At 58.5% G+C, this 23,917-nt stretch carries 18 protein-coding genes; 2 read left to right on the top strand and 16 right to left on the bottom strand.

What is annotated here, in order from left to right; translation table 11 throughout:
* Positions 1-31 precede the first annotated feature (31 nt).
* The 15 genes from mlaE to ACSQ3Q_RS04900 all read right to left on the bottom strand — a co-directional run bounded on the left by mlaE (position 32) and on the right by ACSQ3Q_RS04900 (position 20,522).
* On the bottom strand, positions 32-814 hold the full coding sequence (gene mlaE / locus ACSQ3Q_RS04970) for a lipid asymmetry maintenance ABC transporter permease subunit MlaE (RefSeq protein WP_436133303.1): 783 nt from the start codon (positions 812-814) through the stop codon (positions 32-34).
* Positions 811-1,629 (bottom strand): ABC transporter ATP-binding protein, encoded by an 819-nt coding sequence (locus ACSQ3Q_RS04965; RefSeq protein WP_436133302.1) that lies wholly within the window; start codon positions 1,627-1,629, stop codon positions 811-813. Before ACSQ3Q_RS04965 ends, mlaE begins: the two co-directional genes overlap by 4 nt.
* 457 nt (positions 1,630-2,086) lie before the next feature.
* Positions 2,087-3,565 (bottom strand): glutamate synthase subunit beta, encoded by a 1,479-nt coding sequence (locus ACSQ3Q_RS04960; RefSeq protein ID WP_436133301.1) that lies wholly within the window; start codon positions 3,563-3,565, stop codon positions 2,087-2,089.
* A gap of 57 nt (positions 3,566-3,622) precedes the next feature.
* A complete protein-coding gene (locus ACSQ3Q_RS04955) occupies positions 3,623-8,377 on the bottom strand; it encodes a glutamate synthase-related protein (protein ID WP_436133300.1) in 4,755 nt (1,584 codons plus the stop codon).
* A 186-nt stretch (positions 8,378-8,563) separates the two neighbouring features.
* Positions 8,564-9,256, bottom strand: coding sequence for a transposase (locus tag ACSQ3Q_RS04950; RefSeq protein WP_436133299.1), 693 nt, complete (start codon positions 9,254-9,256; stop codon positions 8,564-8,566).
* 280 nt (positions 9,257-9,536) lie between these two features.
* The gene (locus tag ACSQ3Q_RS04945) at positions 9,537-10,505 is read right to left on the bottom strand and encodes a class I SAM-dependent methyltransferase (protein ID WP_436133298.1); all 969 of its coding nucleotides are present in this window, start codon (positions 10,503-10,505) and stop codon (positions 9,537-9,539) included.
* An 11-nt stretch (positions 10,506-10,516) separates the two neighbouring features.
* Complete coding sequence (locus tag ACSQ3Q_RS04940) at positions 10,517-11,146, bottom strand: DUF1415 domain-containing protein (protein ID WP_436133297.1); 630 nt, start codon at positions 11,144-11,146, stop codon at positions 10,517-10,519.
* Between the two features lie 200 nt (positions 11,147-11,346).
* Entirely contained in the window at positions 11,347-12,504 is a 1,158-nt protein-coding gene (locus ACSQ3Q_RS04935) for a deoxyguanosinetriphosphate triphosphohydrolase (RefSeq protein ID WP_436133296.1), read from the bottom strand.
* A gap of 83 nt (positions 12,505-12,587) precedes the next feature.
* The gene (aroB, locus tag ACSQ3Q_RS04930) at positions 12,588-13,718 is read right to left on the bottom strand and encodes a 3-dehydroquinate synthase (protein WP_436133295.1); all 1,131 of its coding nucleotides are present in this window, start codon (positions 13,716-13,718) and stop codon (positions 12,588-12,590) included.
* Positions 13,719-13,909: 191 nt separating this feature from the next.
* A complete protein-coding gene (locus ACSQ3Q_RS04925; RefSeq protein WP_436133294.1) occupies positions 13,910-15,472 on the bottom strand; it encodes an Ig domain-containing protein in 1,563 nt (520 codons plus the stop codon).
* Positions 15,469-17,613, bottom strand: coding sequence for a type IV pilus secretin PilQ (gene pilQ / locus ACSQ3Q_RS04920; protein ID WP_436133293.1), 2,145 nt, complete (start codon positions 17,611-17,613; stop codon positions 15,469-15,471). Before pilQ ends, ACSQ3Q_RS04925 begins: the two co-directional genes overlap by 4 nt.
* A complete protein-coding gene (locus ACSQ3Q_RS04915) occupies positions 17,610-18,155 on the bottom strand; it encodes a pilus assembly protein PilP (protein WP_436133292.1) in 546 nt (181 codons plus the stop codon). The genes pilQ and ACSQ3Q_RS04915 overlap by 4 nt, the downstream gene beginning before the upstream one ends.
* The gene (locus tag ACSQ3Q_RS04910; protein ID WP_436133291.1) at positions 18,152-18,835 is read right to left on the bottom strand and encodes a type 4a pilus biogenesis protein PilO; all 684 of its coding nucleotides are present in this window, start codon (positions 18,833-18,835) and stop codon (positions 18,152-18,154) included. Before ACSQ3Q_RS04910 ends, ACSQ3Q_RS04915 begins: the two co-directional genes overlap by 4 nt.
* 2 nt (positions 18,836-18,837) lie before the next feature.
* Positions 18,838-19,446, bottom strand: a complete 609-nt coding sequence (locus ACSQ3Q_RS04905) for a PilN domain-containing protein (RefSeq protein ID WP_436133290.1) — start codon at positions 19,444-19,446, stop codon at positions 18,838-18,840.
* The gene (locus ACSQ3Q_RS04900) at positions 19,443-20,522 is read right to left on the bottom strand and encodes a pilus assembly protein PilM (protein WP_436133289.1); all 1,080 of its coding nucleotides are present in this window, start codon (positions 20,520-20,522) and stop codon (positions 19,443-19,445) included. The genes ACSQ3Q_RS04905 and ACSQ3Q_RS04900 overlap by 4 nt, the downstream gene beginning before the upstream one ends.
* A gap of 267 nt (positions 20,523-20,789) precedes the next feature.
* Here ACSQ3Q_RS04900 and ACSQ3Q_RS04895 point away from each other — a divergent pair, with 267 nt between their 5' ends.
* On the top strand, positions 20,790-23,189 hold the full coding sequence (locus tag ACSQ3Q_RS04895; protein ID WP_436133288.1) for a penicillin-binding protein 1A: 2,400 nt from the start codon (positions 20,790-20,792) through the stop codon (positions 23,187-23,189).
* Between the two features lie 90 nt (positions 23,190-23,279).
* On the opposite strand, the gene cyaY is transcribed toward ACSQ3Q_RS04895, so the two are convergent.
* Positions 23,280-23,609: an iron donor protein CyaY gene (cyaY, locus tag ACSQ3Q_RS04890; protein ID WP_436133287.1), complete on the bottom strand. Its 330-nt coding sequence runs from the start codon at positions 23,607-23,609 to the stop codon at positions 23,280-23,282.
* Between cyaY and lptM the strand changes: the two genes are divergently transcribed.
* Positions 23,583-23,852 carry an LPS translocon maturation chaperone LptM gene (lptM, locus tag ACSQ3Q_RS04885; RefSeq protein ID WP_436133286.1) on the top strand — a complete coding sequence of 90 codons (270 nt, stop codon included), beginning with the start codon at positions 23,583-23,585 and terminating at the stop codon, positions 23,850-23,852. The genes cyaY and lptM overlap by 27 nt on opposite strands.
* Positions 23,853-23,917 lie beyond the last annotated feature (65 nt).

The following is a 23,917-nucleotide window of genomic DNA, read 5'->3' as shown; positions in this document are numbered from 1 at the left end:
GTTTTTCGTTGATGTCTTGATGGCGCCGGTGTCAGAGACTGAACATCAACGCCGTGAGAATGAAGTCGAGCGCCAGCACTGCCAGCGACGCCATCACCACCGTGCGAGTGGTCGCACGCGCCACGCCCTCAGGCGTGGGCCTGGCGACGTAGCCCTGCAGCAGCGCGACAAACGTGACCGTGAAGCCGAACGCGACACTTTTGAGCACCCCATTGCCCAGGTCGCGCCAGACGTCCACCCCGCCCTGCATTTGGCTCCAGAACGCCCCGTGATCGACACCGATCATGACCACGCCCACCACCCAGCCGCCGATCACGCCCACGGCGCTGAAGACTGCCGCCAGCAGGGGCAGCGTGATCACACCTGCCCAGAAGCGGGGCGCGAGGATGCGGCGCACTGGGTCCACGGCCATCATCTCCATGGCGCTGAGCTGCTCGCCTGCGCGCATGAGGCCGATCTCGGCGGTGAGCGACGTGCCCGCACGGCCAGCAAACAGCAGAGCCGTGACCACCGGGCCGAGTTCGCGCACCAGCGACAGCGCCACCAGCAGGCCCAGGGCCTCCGATGCCCCGTAGCGCTGCAGCGTGTAGTAGCCCTGCAGGCCCAGCACAAAACCCACGAACAGGCCGGACACCCCAATGATGGCCAGCGAATAGTTGCCCAAGAAATGGATCTGGTCGCGCACCAGCGAAGGCCGCCCGAATGCCGCGCCCGTCAGTTGCAGCAGCCGCGCCAGCAGGCGAGCCGCCATGCCGATGTCGGCCAGTTTTTGGCGCACGGCAAAACCCACGTCGGAAGGCTTGTACCAGCTCACAGCACTTTCCCCCCAAGGGGACCAAAGTCTTCTTCGGGCGCGGGCCCAGCGTAGTGAAACGGCACCGGCCCCGTAGGCAGGGCGTTCACGAACTGGTGCACCAACGGATCGGTGCTGGCACGCACTTCATCGGGCGTGCCCTGCGCCGCGACCACACCGGCCCCCAGAATGATCACGTGGTCTGCGAGGCGAAAGGTTTCTTCCAGGTCGTGAGAGACCACGATGCTGGTGAGGCCCATGGCGTCATTGAGCTGGCGGATCAGCTGCGCGGCGGTGCCCAGCGAGATGGGGTCCAGGCCGGCAAAGGGCTCGTCGTACATGACGAGCTCCGGGTCCAGCGCAATCGCCCGCGCCAGCGCCACGCGCCGGGCCATGCCGCCAGAGATCTGGCTCGGCATCAGATCCCGCGCACCGCGCAGGCCTACGGCGTGCAGCTTCATGAGCACGACGTCGCGGATCAGCGCCTCGGACAGGTCCGTGTGCTCGCGCAAGGGGAAGGCGACGTTCTCGAACACCGAGAGGTCGGTGAACAGCGCCCCGAACTGGAAGAGCATGCCCATCCGCCGGCGGGCCGTGTAGAGCGCTGCGGCGTCCAGCCGCCCCACGTCTTGCCCATCGAAAAGCACCTGGCCACTCTGGGCACGCTGCTGTCCGCCGATCAGGCGCAGCACCGTCGTCTTGCCGCCGCCAGAGGCGCCCATGAGCGCGGTGACCTTCCCGCGCGGCACCGTGAGCGTCACGTCGCGCAGGATTTCGCGGTCGCCGTATGAAAACGTGACGTTGCGCAATTCAGCAAGTACGGAGGGCTCGGGCATGCAAGAAGAGGTGGATGTGAGACCGCACAGCGCAGTCTGCATGGGGAAAACCCGCAAGGGCCAAGTACGATGGTAGCCGAACGGTTAAACATACATACATGTATGTTTGCAAATTGAAGCACTTGTCCGTGCGGTTGGAGAACCGGGGAAAGCGTCGTGCCGCTCCCCAACAGACCTCCGATTGTGCCAACAAAGGGCTTGGCAGGTGGCGGAGGTGCCCACGCGAAAGGGTTGGCCGGCCCACCGATTGAGGGGTCGGCCCACACTTGCCGAAGCCGGCGGCGGGAAGCCCCCCACCCACCGGTGTTGCCTGCAAGCTACGCGGCATCCATCAGGCCGACTTCCTGCCAAGTCAAATGCCAATAAAAAACGGCGCCCCAGCGGCGCCGTTTAGGGTCTAGGGACTGGGCTCCGGCCACTGCCGGCTCCCCATATCACCTATCCATGTCGCTGCGCGTTATCGTGGCAGGTCCGAGTAGCCCATCAGGAACTCGTCCACCGAGCGCGCGGCCTGGCGGCCTTCACGGATCGCCCACACCACCAGCGACTGGCCGCGGCGAATGTCGCCGGCTGCGAACACCTTGGGCACGTTGGTGGCGTAGCCGCCGTCAAAGTCCGTGGTGGCCCGGGCATTGCCACGGGCGTCCTTGTCCACGCCGAAGGCTTCCAGCACGGCAGCCACAGGGCTCACAAAGCCCATGGCCAGCAGCACGAGGTCGGCCTTGAGGATCTTTTCAGAGCCCGCCACCTCGACCATCTTGCCGTCCTTCCATTCGACGCGCACGGTCTTGAGGCCAGTGACCTTGCCCTTTTCGCCAATGAACCCCTTGGTGGAGATGGCGAACTCGCGCTCGCAGCCTTCTTCATGGCTGGAGCTGGTGCGCAGCTTGATCGGCCAGTAGGGCCAGGTCATAGGGCGGTTTTCCACCTCAGGCGGCTGGGGCATTAGCTCGAACTGCGTGACGCTGGCAGCGCCATGGCGGTTGCTGGTGCCCACACAATCGCTGCCGGTGTCCCCGCCACCGATCACGATGACGTGCTTGCCTTCGGCGCGCAGCTGGCCCTTGAGCTTGTCGCCGGCATTGACCTTGTTTTGCTGGGGCAGAAATTCCATCGCGAAATGGATGCCATCGAGGTCGCGGCCAGGCACGGGCAGATCGCGCGACTGCTCAGCACCGCCGGTCAGCACCACAGCGTCAAAGTCCTTTTGCAACTGCTCGGGCGTGATGGTTTCCTTGGCCCAGTTGGTGACCTTGGAGTCCTTGCCCAGGCCGTCTTTGGCGGCACCCACAAACACGCCGGTGCGGATGGTCACGCCTTCGGCTTCCATCTGCTTGGCGCGGCGGTCGATGTGCGACTTCTCCATCTTGAAGTCGGGGATGCCGTAGCGCAGCAGGCCGCCGATGCGGTCGTTCTTTTCGAACAGCGTGACGCTGTGGCCCGCGCGCGCCAGTTGCTGCGCCGCAGCCATGCCCGCGGGGCCGGAACCCACCACGGCGACCTTCTTGCCAGTCTGATGTTTGGCCACCCTCGGCTGAACCCAGCCTTCTTCCCAGGCACGGTCGATGATGGCGTGCTCGATGGACTTGATGCCCACCGGGTCGTCGTTCACGTTGAGCACACAAGCTGCCTCGCAGGGCGCGGGGCAAATTCGGCCGGTGAACTCGGGGAAGTTGTTGGTCGAATCCAGCACCGCCCACGCGCTCTTCCAGTCCTGGTGGTACACCAGGTCGTTGAAGTCCGGAATGATGTTGTTGACCGGGCAGCCGTTGTTGCAGAACGGCGTGCCGCAGTCCATGCAGCGCGCGCTCTGGACCTTGGCTTGTGAGTCATCGAGACCGATGACGAATTCCTTGTAATGCTTCAGGCGCTCGCCGACGGGCTTGTAGCCCTCTTCGATGCGCTCGTACTCCATGAAGCCGGTGGTCTTTCCCATGACGGTGTCCTTGTATCTCGATCTATGAATGTGGTGCGGATAGAGGCAATGGCGGCCTTACTTGGCCGGTACTGCTTCCTTTTTAGTAGCTGCTACCGCAGGTGTAGCGGGCTCTTCCAGCACTTTTCGCTCATAAATCTCTGCCAATGCGCGCTTGTACTCCGTCGGGAAAACCTTGACGAACTTGCCGCGTGAGGCGGCCCAGTTGTCCAGGATCTCGCGGGCGCGCTTGCTGCCGGTCCAGCGGTTGTGGTCTTCCAGCAGCTTCTTGAGCTGGGCCTCGTCGCTCTGGCCGCCATGCCAGATGGCACGCGGCACCGTGGCCTCTTGCTCGGACGCGGGCAGGATGCGCTCCAGGGTGACCATGGACATGTTGCAGCGCGTGTCGAACTGACCGTCTTCGTCGTACACGTAGGCCACGCCGCCACTCATGCCCGCCGCAAAGTTGCGGCCGGTCTTGCCGAGCACCAGCACGGTGCCGCCGGTCATGTATTCGCAACCATGGTCGCCTGTGCCCTCCACCACCGCCGTGGCGCCCGACAGGCGCACGGCAAAACGTTCGCCGGCCACACCGCTGAAGAACGCTTCGCCCGTCGTAGCGCCGTACATCACCGTGTTGCCCACGATGGTGTTGCGCACCGCATCGCCCCGGAAGTCGATGCTGGGGCGCACGACCACGCGGCCGCCCGACAGGCCTTTGCCCGTGTAGTCGTTGGCGTCGCCGATCAGGTACAGCGTGATGCCGCGTGTGAGGAACGCACCGAACGATTGGCCGCCCGTGCCTTCCAGCTGGATGCGGATGGTGTCGTCTGGGAGCCCTTCAGGGTGCACGCGCGTCACAGCGCCGGAGAGCATCGCGCCCACGGAGCGGTTGACGTTGCGGGCCACCTCGATGAACTGCACGCGCTCGCCTTTTTCGATGGCGGGCTTGCTGCGCTCGATGAGCTTGCGGTCTAGCGTGTCGGTGATGTTGTGGTCCTGCACGTCCACGTGGTAGCGCGGCACATCGGCGGGCACATTGGGCTGGGCAAACAGGCGCCCGAAGTCCAGACCACGTGCCTTCCAGTGCTCGATGCCGGAACGGGTGTCGAGCAGGTCCGAGCGGCCGATCAGGTCATTGAACTTGCGGATGCCGAGCTGGGCCATGATCTGGCGCACTTCTTCGGCGATGAAGAAGAAGTAGTTCACCACGTGCTCGGGCTTGCCCGAGAATTTCTTGCGCAATTCAGGGTCTTGCGTGGCCACGCCCACCGGGCAGGTGTTCAGGTGGCACTTGCGCATCATGATGCAGCCCTCGACCACCAGCGGTGCGGTCGCAAAGCCGAATTCATCCGCACCCAGCAGCGCGCCGATCGCTACGTCGCGGCCGGTCTTCATCTGGCCATCGGCCTGCACGCGCACACGGCCGCGCAGGCGGTTGAGCACCAGGGTCTGCTGGGTTTCGGCCAGGCCGATTTCCCAAGGGCCGCCCGCGTGCTTGATGGACGACCAGGGCGATGCGCCCGTGCCGCCGTCGTGGCCGGCGATCACGAGGTGGTCGCTCTTGCACTTTGTCACGCCTGCGGCGATGGTGCCCACACCCACTTCGGACACCAGCTTGGTGCTGATGCTGGCGTGGGGTGCCACGTTCTTCAGATCGTGGATCAGCTGTGCCAAGTCCTCGATGGAGTAGATGTCGTGGTGCGGCGGGGGCGAGATCAAACCCACGCCCGGCACGCTGTGGCGCAGCTTGCCGATGTAGTTGGACACCTTGCCACCTGGCAGCTGGCCGCCTTCGCCGGGCTTTGCGCCCTGGGCCATCTTGATCTGGATCTGGTCGGCCGACGACAGGTATTCGGCCGTGACGCCAAAGCGGCCCGACGCGACCTGCTTGATGCGGCTGCGCAGCGAATCGCCGTCCAGCAGGGGCAGATCGACCTCGACGTTGGCTTCGCCGATCACGCTCTTCAAGGTATCGCCCTGCTTGATCGGGATGCCCTTGAGTTCGTTGCGGTAGCGCGCGGCGTCTTCGCCGCCTTCGCCGGTGTTGCTCTTGCCGCCGATGCGGTTCATGGCCACGGCCAGCGTGGCATGCGCCTCGGTGGAGATGGAGCCCAGCGACATGGCGCCGGTGGCAAAACGCTTGACGATCTCCTTGGCGGACTCGACCTCATCGATGGCAATCGCCTTTGATGGATCGATCTTGAACTCGAACAGACCGCGCAACGTGAGGTGGCGCTTGCTCTGGTCGTTGATGATCTGCGCGTACTCCTTGTACGTGTTCCAGTTGTTGGCGCGCGTGCTGTGCTGCAGCTTGGCAATCGCGTCGGGCGTCCACATATGGTCTTCGCCGCGGGTGCGCCAGGCGTACTCACCGCCAGCGTCCAGCATCGTGGCCAGCACAGGGTCGTCACTGAACGCGGCCTTGTGCATGCGGATGGCTTCCTCGGCGATCTCGAACACGCCGATGCCTTCCACGCGGCTGGCGGTCCCGGTGAAATACTTACCCACGGTGTCGGTGTTCAGGCCGATGGCCTCAAACAGCTGCGCGCCGCAGTAGCTCATGTACGTGCTCACGCCCATCTTGGACATGATCTTGGACAGGCCCTTGCCGATGGCCTTCACGTAGTTGTAGATGGCCTTGTCTGCCGACAGGTCGCCGGCCAGGTCCTTGTGCATCTCGGCCAGGGTTTCCATGGCCAGGTAAGGGTGGACGGCCTCGGCGCCGTAGCCGCCCAGCACAGCGAAGTGGTGCACTTCGCGCGCAGTGCCCGTCTCGACCACCAGGCCGGCCGTGGTGCGGAGGCCTTCACGCACCAGGTGCTGGTGGATGGCCGACAGCGCCAGCAGCGCAGGGATGGCCACCTGGGTAGCGCTCACGGCGCGGTCGCTGATGATGAGGATGTTGGCGCCGCCCTTGATGGCGTCCACCGCCTGCGCGCACAGCGATGCCAGCTTGGCTTCTACGCCTTCACGGCCCCAATCGAGCGGGTACGTGATGTCGATGGTGGCGCTCTTGAACTTGCCTTGCGTGTACTTCTCGATATGGCGCAGCTTGGCCATGTCGGCGAAGTCGAGCACGGGCTGGCTCACTTCGAGCCGCATCGGCGGGTTGACCTGGTTGATATCGAGCAGGTTGGGCTTGGGGCCGATGAACGACACCAGCGACATCACGATGGCTTCGCGGATCGGGTCGATCGGCGGGTTGGTTACCTGCGCGAACAGCTGCTTGAAGTAGTTGTACAGCGGCTTGTTCTTGCCCGAAAGCACGGCCAGCGGGCTGTCGTTGCCCATGGAGCCGATGCCTTCTTCACCATTCTTGGCCATGGGCGCCATCAGGAACTTGATGTCTTCCTGGCTGTAGCCAAAAGCCTGCTGGCGGTCGAGCAGCGGCAGGGGCGCGACGTCAGGCGTGGAGGCCGTGTCGGCGCCCACGCTGTCGAGTTTGATGCGCAGGTTCTCGATCCACTGCTTGTAGGGCTTGGTGTTGACGATGTTGGCTTTCAACTCATCGTCGTCGATCATGCGGCCCTGCTCCAGATCGATCAGGAACATCTTGCCGGGCTGCAGGCGCCACTTGCGCACGATCTTGTTTTCCGGGATCGGCAGCACGCCCGATTCCGAGCCCATGATGACCAAGTCATCGTCGGTAATGCAGTAGCGCGAGGGGCGCAGGCCGTTGCGGTCCAGAGTGGCGCCGATCTGGCGGCCGTCGGTGAACACGATGGAGGCCGGGCCATCCCAGGGCTCCAGCATGGCGGCGTGGTATTCATAGAAGGCGCGGCGGCGCTCGTCCATAGTGGTGTGCTGCTCCCAGGGCTCCGGGATCATCATCATCACGGCCTGGCTGATGGGGTAGCCAGCCATGGTCAGCAGTTCGAGGCAGTTGTCGAACGTGGCGGTGTCGGACTGATCAGCGAAGCTGATGGGGTACAGCTTTTGCAGGTCGGCGGCGAGCACGGGCGATGCCATCACGCCTTCGCGCGCCTTCATCCAGTTGTAGTTGCCCTTGACGGTGTTGATTTCACCGTTGTGCGCCACATAGCGGTACGGGTGGGCCAGCGGCCACTCGGGGAAGGTGTTGGTCGAGAAGCGCTGGTGCACCAGGCCGATGGCAGAGATGCAGCGCTCGTCGGACAGGTCCTTGTAGTACACGCCCACCTGGTCGGCCAGCAGCAGACCCTTGTAGACCACGGTGCGGCTGCTCATGCTGGGCACGTAATACTCTTTGCTGTGCTTGAGCTTGAGGGCCTGGATGTTGGCGCTCGCCGTCTTGCGGATCACGTACAGCTTGCGCTCCAGCGCGTCCTGCACGATCACGTCGTTGCCGCGGCCAATGAAGACCTGGCGCAGGATGGGCTCCTTCTTGCGTACGGTGGGCGACATGGGCATGTCGCGGTTGACCGGCACATCGCGCCAGCCCAACAGCACCTGGCCTTCGGCCTTGATCGCGCGTTCCATCTCTTGCTCACACGCAAGGCGCGAAGCGTGTTCCTTGGGCAAGAAGATCATGCCTACGCCGTATTCGCCGGCAGGAGGGAGCGTGACGCCCACAGACCCGTCAGGCGCGGTCCCGGCGCGGGCCATTTCTTCGCGGTAGAGCGCGTCGGGGATCTGGATCAGGATGCCCGCACCGTCGCCCATGAGCTTGTCGGCGCCCACAGCGCCACGGTGGTCGATGTTTTCCAGAATCTTCAGGGCCTGCGTCACGATGTCGTGGCGCTTGACACCTTTGATGTGGGCGACGAAGCCGAGCCCGCAGGCGTCGTGTTCGTTACCCGATGAATACAAACCGTGTTGTTGGAGATGCTGGATCTCGGCAGCCGTGGTCATGGCGCACTCCTTATATTTTCGCAGGGAGTGGAAGATTAGTGCATTGCAACATGCGGCGCAAGCATATTAAATGGGGTCAGATACTAATTAATCGGATGTTTTAATTCGTACTGACCATTTCGGGGACACATCAAAATTCGTAGCAGCAATGCCAATAAGGACAAGCGCTAGGCCGCAATTTTTGCTTTAGATTAGTTGTAACGCCGGTCGACCGGGGCGCCCGCGCGTCACGCGGCGTGCAGTGTGCTTTTGCAACTCGGCCACAAATTCGACCTCGCCCAGCGCCCATCCACTGAGGGCGGAGGCGGTCAGTGCCGCTTCTTCCTGTGAACTGATGCCCGCCTGCGCCGCCGCTGCATAGGCTGCCTCGCGGGCAAACGGTGTGTTGCCCAGTGCCCAGTAGAGCGCGTGGGGCGTGAGCAGGCGATCAACCCGCAACCCCAGCCAATGGGCGTGGCTCGACCAGAGATAGTCGGCCGCCTGCGCCACGAGGCCGGCCCGCACAGGGTTCAGGTCCAGATAGACCATGCAGGGCAACAAGTACCGCTCGGGTTGCAGCACCGTGGAACGGTAGCGCCCCTCCCAGAGCGTGCCCGTGCGCCCGTGGCGGCGGTTGAAGTACTGCACATAACTGCGCCCCACGGCCTGCATCATTTGCGGCAGCCCGCTGGCCGTGCTTGGTGTCGCCAACAGATGGAAGTGGTTGCCCATCAGCACATACGCATGGACAGCCACTGCGTAGCGCTGCGCGTTGTCCGTCAGCAGCGCAAGCATGGTCTCGAAGTCTTCGCGGTCCACAAAGATCGGCTGGCGGTTGTTGCCGCGCTGGAGAACGTGGTGGAGGTGACCCGGCAGGGTCAGGCGCGGAAGACGGGCCATGGTGGACTTCGCGGGAGGGGTGGGTGGCGATCATAAGGCCCGCCCCCCGCTTGAAAGGGAAGCCGGGCTAAGAGCCAGCATCCGATGCAACCCGTACGCAGCTGGCGCTCATCGATTGGCTGCGTTCGTCATAAAGCAGCCAACTGCCCCCTGGGCTCCTGGGCTCTGGAATCCTGGGCGCTGGACTACTGCGCCTCAAGCAGCCGCCAGAGATAAAAGGCACCCTTACCAGGCAAGCAAAGAGGGCGTGGCAGGCACCGTCAACCCGCGTCACACCTTTTCAATCGGAGGCAGCAACCGACGCAGACACCTTGGCCTGCGGTGAGGTGTCGAGGCCAAAGCGGCTCGCGAGCGCCTGCTCAAGACCGAATTCTTCCAGGATGGCTCGCAATCGTTCGGCCGCGCTGCGCTTCTTATGACCGGTGTAGCGCGCGATGATGAGCTCGTTCTTCATGCTGTGCTCCCAACCCACCAGTTCCGTCACCGTGACTTGGTAACCGCTCGCCTCAAGGTACAGGCACCTCAACACGTTGGTGACCTGGCTTCCCAGCTCTCGCGTGTGCAGCGGATGCCGCCAGAGTTCTGCCAGCGGCGTGCGGGCAAGCTGCAACGCCTTGCCCTGGCGCAGGCAGGCGGCCATCTCGGCCTGGCAGCAGGGCACGAGCACCATCGCGCGTGCCCTTTTCTGCAGGCCAAACGCTATCGCGTCGTCTGTCGCGGTATCGCAGGCGTGCAGTGCGGTCACGACGTCAATCTGTGCCGGGAGCTCGTCCGCATCCGTGGATTCAGCCACCGACACGTTGAGGAACGACATGCGCTCAAAACCCAGCTTTTGCGCGAGCTGGCGGGACTTTTCGACAAGCTCGGCGCGGGTCTCCACGCCATAGATCTGCCCGCGGCCGAGTGCCTTGAAATACAGGTCGTAAAGGATGAATCCCAGGTAGGACTTGCCTGCGCCGTGGTCCGCGAGTGTGGGGCCCTTCTCGCTGCCGGAAAGCTCGGTCAACAGTGGCTCGATGAAGTTGAACAGGTGGTACACCTGCTTGAGCTTGCGCCGCGAATCCTGATTCAGCCGTCCATCGCGGGTGAGGATGTGCAGCTCCTTGAGCAGTTCTATGGATTGACCGGGGCGCAGCTCGGAGAGCTCGGATGACGGGGTTGCATCACCGGCCGTGCTTTTGCCATTGGACTTGGGGCCCTTCCCTTTGCCATCCTGGGCGCGGAAGGCGGGCTTGTTCTTCGCAGTCATCGTTGAATCCTTCATGGCGCTGCCGTCTGCACAGTGGGGACAGCGTGGCCGCTTTCAGGGCCGACTCCCAGCTCAGCCCAACCCAGGGCTCCCAGCGACTCCAGTGTGGCTATGTTGCGCTCGAAAATCATCTCAGCCTCGGGAAACACCTCGACGGCACGGTCAATGCTGTCTTCGCGCAGCAGGTGCAAGGTGGGATAGGGGGAGCGGTTGGTGCAGTTGGTGACGTCGTCCACGTCGGTTCCCGCAAACTGGTACAACGGGTGAAAACTGGCGATCTGCACCGTGCCTTCCAAGTCCATCTCTTCCAGCACCGCATCCGCGCGCCCGAGGAATTCATTGAAGTCCAGAAAGTCATGCAGGCAGTGCGGGAGAACGATGAGTGTCGTGTCACGCTCTTCAGCGGGAGTGACCACCAAGGCCGCCAGTTCATCGCGCAGCAGCCCCAGCAGCTCATCCAGGCTTTCGGTCATTGCCAAGGAATAGTGGATCTGGCCTTTGACGTGGACACTTTTGGCAAAAGGGCAGAGATTGAGTCCAATGACCGCCCGCTCCAGCCAGCGAATGGTGTCACTGATGAACGGGGAAGAAACAGCAGGATCTGAAGATCGCGCCGGGGCAGCAGGGGAAGGAAACGTCATGGGAGAAAGCGCGGCGCGGAGGAGCGCTTGATTTTACGTGGGCGCCTCTTTGCCCTTCATCGCGTGCGTGAGCCGAAAACCGCAGCCATTGATCGAAGGTCAAAGGTCAAAGGTCGAAGGGCTCGGGTATTGAGCCTGACTTCGTTGAATAAAAAAGGCAGGGAATCGCCTTGGGTCACTTCACCTTCGCACGGCTCCGCTCATTCAGACAAAAGCCGTTGGCCTGTCAGCCGTTCATGCTCGCGCACAGCAAAACGGTCTGTCATTCCGGCAATGAAGTCGGCTACCGCGCGGGCCCGCAGCGGCCCCTCGTCCAGGAACGCTTGCTCGGCAAATGCCGCCTGCATCTCGTGCGGCGCCGTCGTGTAGGCCTGAAACAGATCACGCACCACCTGCTGCGCGCGTCCCGTGGTTTCCATCACCTGCGGGTGCCGGTACAGGTTCTTGAACAAAAACCGTTTGAGCAACTGCGAGCGCTCGCGCATGGTGTCGCTGAACATCACCAACGGCGGGGCTTGACGCACGGCGTCCACACTCTCAGGCCCATGGCGAGCGATGGCGGCTTGGGTCGCATCGATCACGTCGTAGACCTGGGCACTCAACATCCGTCGAATCGCCTCGTACAAAAGCCGACGGTGGTTTGACGGCTGCGCCAGCGTGGAATGCTCCGCCACCGCTTCCAGGCGGTAGTGCTCAAACAGCGGCACATCTTCAAGTTGCGCCATCGTGATCAGGCCCGATCGCACGCCGTCGTCAATGTCATGGGCGTTGTAGGCAATCTCATCCGCAAGGTTGCACAACTGCGCTTCCAAGCTGGGCTGCTCGCGGCGCAGAAACCGCGCCCCAACGCCATTGGGCTCGGCGGCCTCCAGTTGCTCGGCGTGCGCACGCGAACAATGTTTGAGAACACCCTCGCGGGTTTCAAAGGTGAGATTCAGCCCGTCGTATTGCGGATATCGCTCTTCCAGCTTGTCTATTACCCGAAGGCTCTGGAGGTTGTGCTCAAAGCCACCGTACTCGCCCATGCAGGCATGCAGGGCATCCTGCCCCGCGTGGCCAAAGGGCGTGTGGCCCAAGTCATGGGCCAGCGAAATCGCTTCGACCAAGTCTTCGTTGATGCGCAGGGACCTTGCAATAGAGCGGCCGAGTTGGGCGACTTCGAGAGAGTGGGTGAGGCGCGTGCGGAACAGGTCCCCTTCGTGGTTGAGGAAGACCTGCGTTTTGTAGACGAGCCGGCGGAACGCGGTGGAGTGGACGATGCGGTCTCGATCGCGCTGGTAGTCGGTGCGGGTGGGTGCGGGGGTCTCGTAGAAGCGTCTGCCCCGACTGAGCACAGCGTCGCAAGCGAAAACAGCCAAATCGAAATTTCGAGCCAGAATATTCCCTCTTGCTTATCTAGAAAGCGCTGATAGCCATACATACCATGGTGGCCGAACGTGCACTATGCGCAGCAAGCATCGATCACTTCTCGAACCAGCTTGTCTGGCGCCGTGCGCAGTACCGCCGTTCCTGGCCCGTCGATGAGTACGAAGCGGATCTCCCCGGCGTCGGATTTTTTATCGACACGCATCAGTTCCAAATACCGGCCCGCGTTGTCAGTTGCGTCCAAAATCGGACCCTTTGTCGGCAGGCCCGCACGCTTAATCAGCCTTGTAAGTCGATCGACAAAGGCGTCGTCAACCATCCCCAGCCTCTGTGACAGCTCGGCGGCCATCACCATCCCAGCGGCAATTCCTTCTCCGTGGAGCCAAACTCCGTAGCCCACCCCGGCTTCAATGGCATGACCAAAGGTGTGGCCAAAGTTGAGAATAGCGCGTACGCCGCCCTCACGCTCGTCTTGACTCACAACCCAAGCTTTAATTTCACAGCTTCGGCGTACACAGTGCGACAACGCGACAAGGTCATACGCCAGCACCTTCTCAACCGACACCTCCAACCACTCCATAAACTCCATGCTCGCGATGGGCCCGTATTTTAGAACTTCAGCTAGGCCCGAACGCAACTCTCGTAGCGGCAAAGTTGCTAGTGTCGACAAATCACAAACCACCAGTTGCGGTTGATGAAACGAGCCGATCATATTTTTGCCCAAAGGGTGATTGATTGCGGTCTTTCCGCCCACCGAAGAGTCAACTTGAGCAAGAAGAGTGGTTGGAACTTGAACAAATCGGACTCCACGCATATAGGTGGCTGCGGCAAATCCTGTCATGTCGCCCACTACCCCGCCACCCAGCGCGTACAGCACCGTCTTTCGATCACAACCATGGGAAAGCAAGGTGTTGTAAATCAGTTCTAGCGTACGCCAATCTTTGAATTCCTCTCCATCAGGTAGAAATAGAGTGTGTACGGCAGGGTAAATCTGGCTTAGCTGCCTGCCCAACTGATCGGCATACAAAGGGCCAACGACCTCATTTGTAACGATTAGAGCGGCGCTGCCTGTCGGCAGGGTAAGTAGAGAGCCCCAATGCGCATCGCAGTATTCTGCTATCCAAATGTCATAGCTGCGTTCGCCCAAATTTATTGTTACTTGCTTAGATGCATCCGTCTGAGGTGGAGATAGGGTTCGATTGCTCATTTGTAAATGATTTGAGGCAAGAAATGGAATAAGGCCAAATTCTTCACTGTGAAACCGAAACCGACCTAACAGTCATGTGAAGTTAAAAAAAACCCCCTGATCAGAACCAAGGGGCTTAGATTGTCGTTGTCGAACGGTAATTCAGAATTGTCGCATCGACAAGGCAATAACCAAAACATGACACAAAGTCACTATGGACATACCCCTCCGTCTACTGCGACGGAAACCTGCCGCGTCACTGACAATGTATCCCTAGTCGCAGTAACCAAGAAATTAAAACATGCGGGCCCTGCAGGCGGCGTTCCCGTGACAACGCCATTGTTACCAGCGCTACCACTTGTTAACCACCCTGGTACTCCATTGAAATTCCACGTGACAGCTTTTGTTGTATCTCCACCGCTAGCAGAGAAAGCGAACGAGTATGAACCCGTACTAACAGCTCCAGGCAAAGGGCAAGCGGTGCCAACATCCGCACTACAGCCGTTGACCGTAAAAACAAGTGGTCCAATCGCGGGAGTTGTAGGTGTCGTAGGCGTCGTGGGCGTCGTGGGCGTTGTAGCCGCAGCTACCACTGTCACTTTCAAATTCTGTACCGCAACCGCTCCGACCCCATCAATTACACGCACCACAACGTTGTAATCGCCAGCAGCAGCATTTGTAGAACCACTAATTACTCCACTTTCACTCAGTGCCAATCCAGAAGGCAGCGCACCGATAGTAGACCATGTATAGGGACCTACACCACCGGTCAATGACAAGGCGTATGCAAACAAATTGCCAGCAGTTACCGAAATAGAATCTGGACTCGTAATAGCGATGGGGACACCGGCGCCCACAGTATTAATCACATTGACCGCATGCAGAGAAACGATAGGATCTTGAATTCCATTCGAAACATCATTATCAAAACGATCTGTAGAGTATTCTAAAAGAATGACGCCTGTATCTGAACCACTGGACAGAGACACCATCCCAACGCCGCTGATCGTCCGAACTTGCAAAACATTACCGGACTGACTTCCCGAAAGAAGACGAGCCCCGATGTAAGCCCCAAACGGTCGAATACTGACTTGCAAATTGGCACCCCCGGTCGGGTTTGGTACCGGCTGATTAGCATCGTCCCTAATAAAGGCTTGGATTCCAACATTGTCCGGCACGAGGCCAGAGTTAAGCCGCGATCCTAACGAAAAGGGAGCCATTGTGGTGGCAATTACATTTGCTGGCTTGCCTGTGGCTGCCCCGACAACAATATCGACACTTGCGCTAGTTACTAAGTTATCACTCGGATTTGTGACGGAGCAGGTGATGCGCGCGGTACCTGCTTGATCGCCAGCGTGAAAATGGAAAGAGGCACCCCCTGAATTTGAACCCAGCGTCACAGAACGATAAGCCAGCGGATTGCCATCTTCGTCTTCATGACTTTCACTACCATCCAAATAGTAAAGCGCACCAGAATCCAATCCACCGACTAGATTACACGCAAAAATATTCTCCCCACCTGGGATTGGCTTTCCGCCTGTCTGAGCTTCTATGTAGATAGTGGTAGTGTAACTAGCATACGCACCGATACTTGCACTCACATTGCCGATGTTGATGGGGAGCTGATTTTTTGCAGCCCGCACGGTAATGCTGTACGGTAGATTCGAAGATCCAGGACTCCCCCCCCCGCCGCCGCAAGCGGTAATTGAGGCCACAAAAAACACAGCAAGCAACTTATAGAGTTTAAACATTTTTATCCCGTAACGATATTTCAACGAATTGCGGAACGCTCAGTAATAACTTTTGGAGTAATAAAGACTAACATTTCTTGCTTGTTCGCCTGCTTTGTTTTTGTTTTAAACAAATTACCCAAACCCGGAATATCACCAAGCACTGGAACTTTGGCCTCTGCGTCATCTTCGAACAGTTCAAAAATACCGCCTATAACAACCGTCCCGCCATTTTCTACCAACACTTGCGTTTTAATGTGCTTTGTATTAATCGCACGAACATTATTGAGCACTTCGCCTGGACTGTCTTTATTAACATCCAGATCCAATATAATGTTCCCCTCGGGGGTTATCTGGGGTGTCACCTCAAGCTTCAATACAGCCTTCTTAAAGGCAATCACCGTCCCCCCATTTGGTGCAGTAACCGGATAAGGAAATTCCGTACCTTGCTCAATCGACGCCTTGGTTTGGTCGGCAGTTACCACCCGCGGGCTGGAAACGATTCGCCCCTTACCGTCGGCCTCCATAGCAGAAATTTCTAAATTCAAAAACCGATTTGCCGCTGAGTTAAATATAGATATCGCAAAACTAGCAGGATCGAATCCACCCTGGGCCTGCGCGGGCAGGTTGACGAAATTACCCAAAGTGTTGGTAACACCCCCCGCCCCGGACGAAGCGACAGCATTACTATAACTCGTACCGAACGCGAGACTTTGCCCCCCTCCGATGTTATATCCACCGGTACCACCTCTATTTGCACGTAAGTCAGCACCGCCCAATCGAACACCCAGGGATCTTCCAAATGTGTCTGACGCTTCCACAATTCTCGCTTCAATCATTACTTGCCGCACCGCTACGTCAAGAGTTGCCAACAGCTGACGTACCTCTTCCAATTTAGCCGCGGTGTCGGTAACAAAAAGTTGATTGGTCCGAGGCTCCGCCATCGCACTGCCACGCTCGGACAACAGTCTGTTTGAAGTTCCTCCTCCGCTACCCGCACTTGATGCAGTTAGCTGCGTCACCATATCCACGGCCTTCGCATAGTTCATCTGAAATGGCTGGGTCCGTAACGGCTCCAGCTTCTGAATCGTAAGCGCTGCTTCATAATCCTTCTTTGTCCTATCATCAATCTCATCTTTGGGCGCAATCCAAAGCACGCTACCTGTTTTTTTCATTCCCAAACCCTTGGCATCCATAATTATCTGGAGAGCCTGGTCCCACGGTACATCTTTCAAACGCAGCGTAAGCGAGCCCGTTACCGTATCCGAAGTAACGATATTGAAATTCGTGAAATCCGCAATGACTTGCAACAAGGATCGAACTTCGATGTTCTGAAAATTCAATGACAATTTTTCCCCGCTGAATCCGGGGCCTTGGGTCAATTTACTCAAATCTACCTTCTTCTGGCGGATTTCCAGAACAAACTGATTATCGCTCTGATAAGCGCTATGTTCCCATTCGCCGATGGGGTCAATACTCATCCTGACGCGATCCCCCTGCTGAACGGTGTTAACCGTTTGAACCGGGGTACCAAAATCGCTTACGTCGATCCGTCGCCGCAACCCTTCAGGTAAGGAGGATTTCAGAAAATCAACCACTAGACCCTTACCTTGCTGACGTATATCAACACCCACCTGCGCGGCTCCTAGTGCGACCACCACTCGAGCAGAACCATCACCCCCACGGCGAAAATCGATATCTTTGAGCGCAATCACATCAGAATTGACAGCGGCGGAAAAATTCTGCACCTGACTTGATTGACGGTCTGGCACAGTCACAACAGAGGCAGCACCCAAAGAAATAAACAGTGTTCGACCCTGAATCTCGGCTTGATACGAAGTGGACTGCTTTAAGTTAAGCACGACGCGGGTTCGACTACCTGCCTGGACCACATTAACTGATTTTACATTACCTTGCCCCACCTCAAAGGCAGTTTTACCACTCGCGTTTGCGGCATCAGCAAAGTCGAGCGCAATACGAGGAGGGGTCTCGATAGAGAAACCGGTAGGAAGGGCCAGCAGCGGTTGTGCAAAATCGATACGGATCACCTCTGTACCATTTTGACTGCTCCCTGATACGGACTGAATCGCGGTTTGAGCGTTTGCCACAACTGGCGCAAGAACAAAGATTGCACACAAGATCCGATCACGGCAAACTTTGTTTATAAGGCTTACTAAGTATTTCATTGCTTTTTACCCTCTTGCAATTCCAATGATGCTTCGCGCTCGATCCAGTCACCAGTAGCATCTTGAACAATTTCACGCAAACGAACAGAATTTTCTGTAATACGGATTATTTTCCCGTAGTTTTGCCCGATGTAATTGCCAACCCGTACTTGGTAAAGCAGACTATCAACCTTCAACAATGCGGTAGGGGCACCTTTTTTTTCAAGATTCCCAACCATGGCCATCACATCCAACGGGTATGCCTCAAGCGGCTCCTTACGCCGGGCCATTTCTGGCGCGATTAACGCAGCGTTTGAAGCGGACTGAGTGGACTCCCTTTTAAGAGCCAGGGTCAATTTGACAGAATTAAAAGGTTCAATACCGGCGCCAACGGAATAAACCTGAGGCAAAAACTGCTTTGGCTCGACCAATGGGGTTACATATGGCTTTGTTGTAGCACGCAAATCTGTCATCCATGCGCGCAATTCGTCGTCCCCCCCCCCGCCGCATCCCGCCAGAATAAATCCCACGGCCGATAGAACCCCCGTCCTATTCCATATCATGGTTTATTGCCTCCCACAGCTTTTTTCTGCGCCTGAATCTCTTCTGGGTCAAGATATCTAAATGTCCGAGCTGTCGCATCCATTGTTAACACCGCGCTGTCCCGCCCCTCTTTCGCGGCAGGAGCAATAGAAATGTTGTTCAGCGTTACAATTCTGGAGAGTTGAGCTACATCTGAAGCGAACGCCCCCATATCATGGTATTTTCCAACCACACGCACTTCAATCGGCAACTCAGCATAATATTCCTTGACTACTACTTGTCCTGGTCGAAATAAATCGAACTGCAGGCTTCGCCCCAGTCCTGCCTGGTTAATATCAGACAGAAGTGCAGCCATCTCCGCTTTGCTTGGTAGTTGCTTCTCCAATTGAATTACATATTGCTGCACCTGTTCCCGCTGGCGTTTCAGCGCCTCAAGACTCACCGCTTTAGTTAGCTTAGCTTGATAATCTTGGCGAAGTGTCTGCTCTTTTGCGATTTCTGTGTCCAACTCCACTTGATATTCATTTATCTTCGCGAACCACAATGCTGCAGTTACTGCAAGCGCGATAAAGAGGCATAGTAAAATTTTGGGCGCAATAGGCCACAACGAGGGATCTTTTGGATCCAAATTTCGAAACTGTTTAGAGAGTTCAGCCTGGAGAGCAACCAAATCAACTTGTGATTTTGCGTTTTTGGACATAATTACTTTCCACTCTCAGCCGTAGTAACGTCTTTGCTCTTCTGCGCTTCGCCAGTCCGCATTAAGCGGAATCGCAAATTGAATGCAGACACGCGACGCTGATCCCTCGACGACAAATTAATATTACTGGCCACAATTTCCACCAGCTCAGGCTTCGATAACCAAGGGGTGTTATCCGTTAAATTTCGAAGCATCTCGGATACCCGCTCGTTGGACTGTGCAACGCCCTGCATAGCAATCACCTGATCCGTTTGCTTAATATTGGTTATATAAGCACCCTCTGGAATCTGCCGAACCAATTCATTTAGCAAATGAACCGGTAAATTCCGATCTGACTGGAGATCTTCCACTGCTTTCTGCCGAGCACGCAGCGATGCAATCTCATCTTCAATTGTTGCAATTTCCTTGATTTGCTCCTCTAACACCTTGATTTCACTCTGCAGAAAGGCATTCCTCTCCTGCTGAGCAGTGATCATCATTTGGTACCACCAATAGATCGCGCCGGCAATCGCCAAGCCGATCAGAAACGAGGCAAACATCGTCGCTTGAAAAGCCTCTTTACGGCGCTTGCGCGCGGCTTCTCTGTGCGGGAGTAAATTAATCAAAATCACTGCAGGAACCTCCGCATGGCCAAGCCGCATGAGGTGAGATAAGAAGGCGCCTCACGCACCATTTTTTTCAAACGCACGGAACTTCCAATCTCCATCCCATCGAATGGATTGACCGCGCTGCATGCGAATCCGGTCTGCTGAGTCACCGCTTCAGTCAGGCCAGGGAGAGGCGCAGAGCCGCCAGCCAACATGATGTGGTCAACACGGTTATGGGGCGTACTGGTAAAGAAGAACTGGAGCGCACGGCCAATTTCTTGGGCCATCGAATCGACAAATGGCTTAAGCACAGCGGATTGATAATCTTCAGGTAGATCACCGTTTCGCTTTTTGCTCTCGGCCTCTTCCACCGAGAACCCGTATTGGCGAACGATCAGCTGCGTGAGTTGAGCTCCACCAAAAGCCTGGTCGCGGTCATAAAGGACTTCCTCATTACGGATGACCTGCATGCTTGTAGTCAGGGCACCAACCTCGAAAAGAGCAACCATGGCGTCCACGCCCTTTTTGGGCAGCGACTCAATCAGACGTCCAGCGGCGAGGCGGGAAGCGTGGGACTCGATGTCCACCACTACGGGCTTGAGCCCCGCAGCTTCCGCCAACCCCTGGCGGTCCTGAACCTTTTCACGGCGCGAGGCTGCAATCAGAACATCAACGTCACCGGGCGCATTTTTGCTGGGGCCAATGACACAGAAGTCGAGGCTCACTTCGTCCAGAGAGAATGGTATGTACTGGTTGGCTTCCGACTCCACCTGGACTTCAAGCTCTTGCTCAGTCATTCCTCCAGGCAGTGTGATCTTCTTGGTAATGACGGCTGAAGGCGGCAGTGCCAAGGCGACGTTTTTCGTCCGGGTGCCGCTCTTCTTGACGAGGCGGCGCAAGGCGTCCGCTACTTCATCGAATTTTTCGATGTTGCCGTCGGTGATCCAGCCGCGCTCCAGCGGCTCGATGGCGCAACGCTCGAGAACCAGACCGCCGGCTTTATCACGCCCGAGCTCCACCAGTTTCACGCTGGAGGAACTGATGTCGATTCCCAGCAGTGGCGCAGACTGGCGACTGAACAAAGACCCCATTGAGCTCAAGATTGGTCCCCTGTAACTTGCCAAAATGAGGCAACAAAACTTAACACTTCACATGAATGCTATCAGTAAGGTACTTCTCCAGCAAAGATTTTTCCCCGTGTAACACCGGTGGAGCGTTGCCAAAAGCAGACGATTTTTTGCCACCGTGCAAGGCCGTTTGGCGGCGGCAATGCACCATTTAACGATCCATGGACAACACCTGAACAGTTTTTGGGGCAGTAGGACATCCGCTTTTTATAATGGCAGGTCTTACCTCTCCGGAGCGATATGTCGCCCTCTCCATCGAAGCCTTCCGACAAGTCGGACTCCACCGCCGATCGCGCACGCCCTACCTGGCTTCGCTGGTTCTTTCGCGCCATTGCATGGATGGCTGGCCTCGCGGCCGCTGCAGTTGCAGGCTTGGCTTTGACCATTGCCGTCGCGCTTTCGGTCGCCTATCCCAATCTGCCCGACATCTCGGACTTGGCCGACTACAGGCCCAAGCTTCCCCTGCGTGTGTACTCCTCCGAAGGAGCACTGCTGGGCGAGTTTGGAGAAGAGCGGCGCAACCTCACGCCGATTGGCGACATCCCCAAGGTGATGAAGGATGCCGTGCTCGCCATCGAAGACGCACGCTTCTTCTCACACGGCGGTGTTGATTACAAGGGGATGGTGCGTGCTGCACTGGCCAATCTGGGCCGTGTCAAAAGCCAAGGCGCTTCGACTATCACAATGCAGGTCGCGCGAAATGTTTACCTGTCTTCAGAGAAAACATTTACTCGCAAAATTTACGAAATCTTACTGACGTTCAAACTCGAGCATTTACTGACCAAAGATCAGATTCTTGAGATTTACATGAACCAGATTTATCTGGGAAATCGAGCTTATGGATTTGCCGCAGCATCCGAGTCCTATTTTGGCAAGCCGTTGAAGTCGGTATCGGTGGCTGAAGCCGCAATGCTGGCGGGCCTTCCTAAGGCCCCATCCGCATATAACCCCATCAGCAACCCCAAGCGCGCGCGCTCGCGGCAGCTCTACATCATCGAGCGGATGGAAGAGAACGGCTTCATCACCGCCCAGCAAGCGACCGAGGCCAAGAAAGAAGAACTCAAGATCCGGTCGGGCCCCGACAACACCCGGGTGCACGCGGAATACGTGGCGGAGATGGCGCGTCAGCTGATCTTCACGCAGTACGGCAACGAGGCCTATACGCGCGGGCTCAATGTCTACACCACCCTCAATGCTGCGGAGCAGGATGCTGCCTATGCATCGTTGCGGCGCGGCATCATGGATTACGAACGCCGCCAGCAATACCGGGGCCCTGAGAAGTTCGTGAACCTTCCTGCCGGGCCGCAGGAGGTCGAAGATGCGATCGATGACGCACTTGCCAACCATCCCGACAACGGCGATGTACTGTCCGCCATCGTCCTGGAAGCGTCCCCCCGCAAGATTGTTGCAGCCCGCGCCAGTGGTGACACCCTGGAAATCACGGGCGATGGCCTCAAGCCAGCCTTGTCGGGTTTGAGCGACAAGGCGCCGCCCAACATCAAGATTCGCCGGGGCGCCGTGATCCGCGTTGTGAAGACACCCAAGAACGCATGGGAAATTACCCAGCTTCCCGAGGTGGAAGGCGCTTTGGTCGCGCTCGACCCCCGCACTGGCGCCATTCGGGCTCTGGTCGGTGGCTTTGACTTTGACAAGAACAAGTTCAACCATGCGGCACAAGCGTGGCGCCAGCCGGGCTCGAGCTTCAAGCCGTTCATCTACTCGGCGGCACTGGAGAAGGGTTTTACGCCAGCCACAGTCATCAACGATGCCCCGCTTTTCTTCGACGCCGGCACCACCGGTGGTCAACCCTGGGAGCCGAAGAACTACGACGGCAAGTACGACGGCCCGATGAGCATGCGCACCGGTCTGGCCAAGTCCAAGAACATGATCTCGATCCGCATCCTGCAATCCGTCGGCCCCAAGACGGCGCAGGAATGGGTGTCGCGCTTTGGCTTCGATGCCGAGAAGCACCCGCCGTATCTCACGATGGCACTGGGCGCTGGCTCCGTCACTCCGCTGCAGATGGCCACGGCGTATTCCGTCTTTGCCAATGGTGGGTACCGCGTGAACCCCTGGCTGATCACCAAAGTGACCGACCACAAAGGACGTGTAATCTCTGAAACCACCCCGCCCGCGACAAGCGAGCAACCCCGAGCCATCACTGCCCGCAATGCATTTGTGATGAACAGCCTGCTGCAGGAAGTCACACGCTCTGGCACGGCTGCGCGTGCACAGGCAACGCTCAAGCGCCCAGACCTGTACGGCAAGACCGGGACCACCAATGACTCGGTCGATGCATGGTTCGCGGGCTACCAGCCCACGGTGGCGGCCGTGACGTGGATCGGCTACGACACGCCACGCAACCTAGGCAGCCGCGAAACCGGGGGCGGTTTGAGCTTGCCCGTTTGGATCAGCTTCATGGAGCGTGCGCTCAAGGGCGTGCCGGTGATGGAACCGACGGTTCCTCCCGGTGTTGTCAACGTCGGCGGTGAATGGTTCTACGAAGAATATGCGCGCAATGCTGGGGTCGCGAGCGTCGGCCTGGAGGACCGTTCGACGGGCGCTGCGGCAGCCGCGGCGCCCCACACGCCTCCACCAACTGAGGAGCGCAACCGCATCCTGGACCTGTTCCGCAATTAAAGCGGAGCTGCCAGAAATGGCCGGCTGATCGTTGGAAGATAGATCGGCCGCTCAACAAATCTCGACCGGCCTTGTGGCTAAGCGGCCGGATCAGGCAGAAAACCGCAGCGCTAGCCCTGCCTGCTGGGTTGCATCGCGGCTCAGGCAGGCAAAGAATTCGCCCGCGCCCTTCGTGTCCTGCCAGGCTGCGCCATCAAATCTGTAGTGATAGCCGCCAGACTTGGCGGCCATCCACACCTCGTGCAGCGGCCTTTGCAGGTTGATCACAATCTGGGTGCGGTTGGGGAAGGTCAAAGTCACCATGCCGCCCGACCGCTGGGCATCCACGTCGGCGTCGGTGTCATCGTTGATCCGATCGCAACTGCGCTCCACGGCGAGAAGCAGTTTTTCGGCATGGTCCATGAATTCAAGGTCGGTCATTACAATTTGCGGATGTTGAAAGCTTCCCAAATTCTAGTCAGGACGCTTGTCCTTGCCGCCAGTGCGGCAGCGGCCGTCGGTTGCGGCCAGCGCGGCCCGCTGTATTTGCCTACCGGCCCTGCTGCCGCGCAGCGGGCCACACTCTCCGAAACCCTGACACCTGCCCGCGATAACAGCACCAGTTCCACCAGCAGCGGTGCTACGCCAGCGGCCCCGGCCGCCGCAGCTTCCACGCCGCGCTGAGGCACCGGGCAGCGCACCTCGCAGCCCCAGCTAGGGCCTTGCCACCACCCTCCCCATCGTTGATT

Source organism: Acidovorax sp. LjRoot129 (assembly GCF_964253765.1).
Classification (GTDB): Bacteria; Pseudomonadota; Gammaproteobacteria; order Burkholderiales; family Burkholderiaceae_C; genus Acidovorax.
The sequence above is the reverse complement of the archived record's forward strand: the minus strand, read 5'-3'. Positions and strand labels throughout refer to the sequence as shown.

Excerpts from the sequence above, each read along its gene's own strand:
- ACSQ3Q_RS04895 (WP_436133288.1), top strand. The coding sequence starts at position 20,790 with ATGTCGCCCTCTCCATCGAAGCCTTCCGACAAGTCGGACTCCACCGCC.
- ACSQ3Q_RS04955 (WP_436133300.1), bottom strand. The coding sequence starts at position 8,377 with ATGACCACGGCTGCCGAGATCCAGCATCTCCAACAACACGGTTTGTAT.
- ACSQ3Q_RS04950 (WP_436133299.1), bottom strand. The coding sequence starts at position 9,256 with ATGGCCCGTCTTCCGCGCCTGACCCTGCCGGGTCACCTCCACCACGTT.
- ACSQ3Q_RS04960 (WP_436133301.1), bottom strand. The coding sequence starts at position 3,565 with ATGGGAAAGACCACCGGCTTCATGGAGTACGAGCGCATCGAAGAGGGC.
- ACSQ3Q_RS04915 (WP_436133292.1), bottom strand. The coding sequence starts at position 18,155 with ATGATATGGAATAGGACGGGGGTTCTATCGGCCGTGGGATTTATTCTG.
- lptM (WP_436133286.1), top strand. The coding sequence starts at position 23,583 with ATGGTCCATGAATTCAAGGTCGGTCATTACAATTTGCGGATGTTGAAA.
- ACSQ3Q_RS04945 (WP_436133298.1), bottom strand. The coding sequence starts at position 10,505 with ATGACTGCGAAGAACAAGCCCGCCTTCCGCGCCCAGGATGGCAAAGGG.
- ACSQ3Q_RS04940 (WP_436133297.1), bottom strand. The coding sequence starts at position 11,146 with ATGACGTTTCCTTCCCCTGCTGCCCCGGCGCGATCTTCAGATCCTGCT.
- cyaY (WP_436133287.1), bottom strand. The coding sequence starts at position 23,609 with ATGACCGACCTTGAATTCATGGACCATGCCGAAAAACTGCTTCTCGCC.
- aroB (WP_436133295.1), bottom strand. The coding sequence starts at position 13,718 with ATGAGCAATCGAACCCTATCTCCACCTCAGACGGATGCATCTAAGCAA.
- pilQ (WP_436133293.1), bottom strand. The coding sequence starts at position 17,613 with ATGAAATACTTAGTAAGCCTTATAAACAAAGTTTGCCGTGATCGGATC.
- ACSQ3Q_RS04910 (WP_436133291.1), bottom strand. The coding sequence starts at position 18,835 with ATGTCCAAAAACGCAAAATCACAAGTTGATTTGGTTGCTCTCCAGGCT.
- ACSQ3Q_RS04965 (WP_436133302.1), bottom strand. The coding sequence starts at position 1,629 with ATGCCCGAGCCCTCCGTACTTGCTGAATTGCGCAACGTCACGTTTTCA.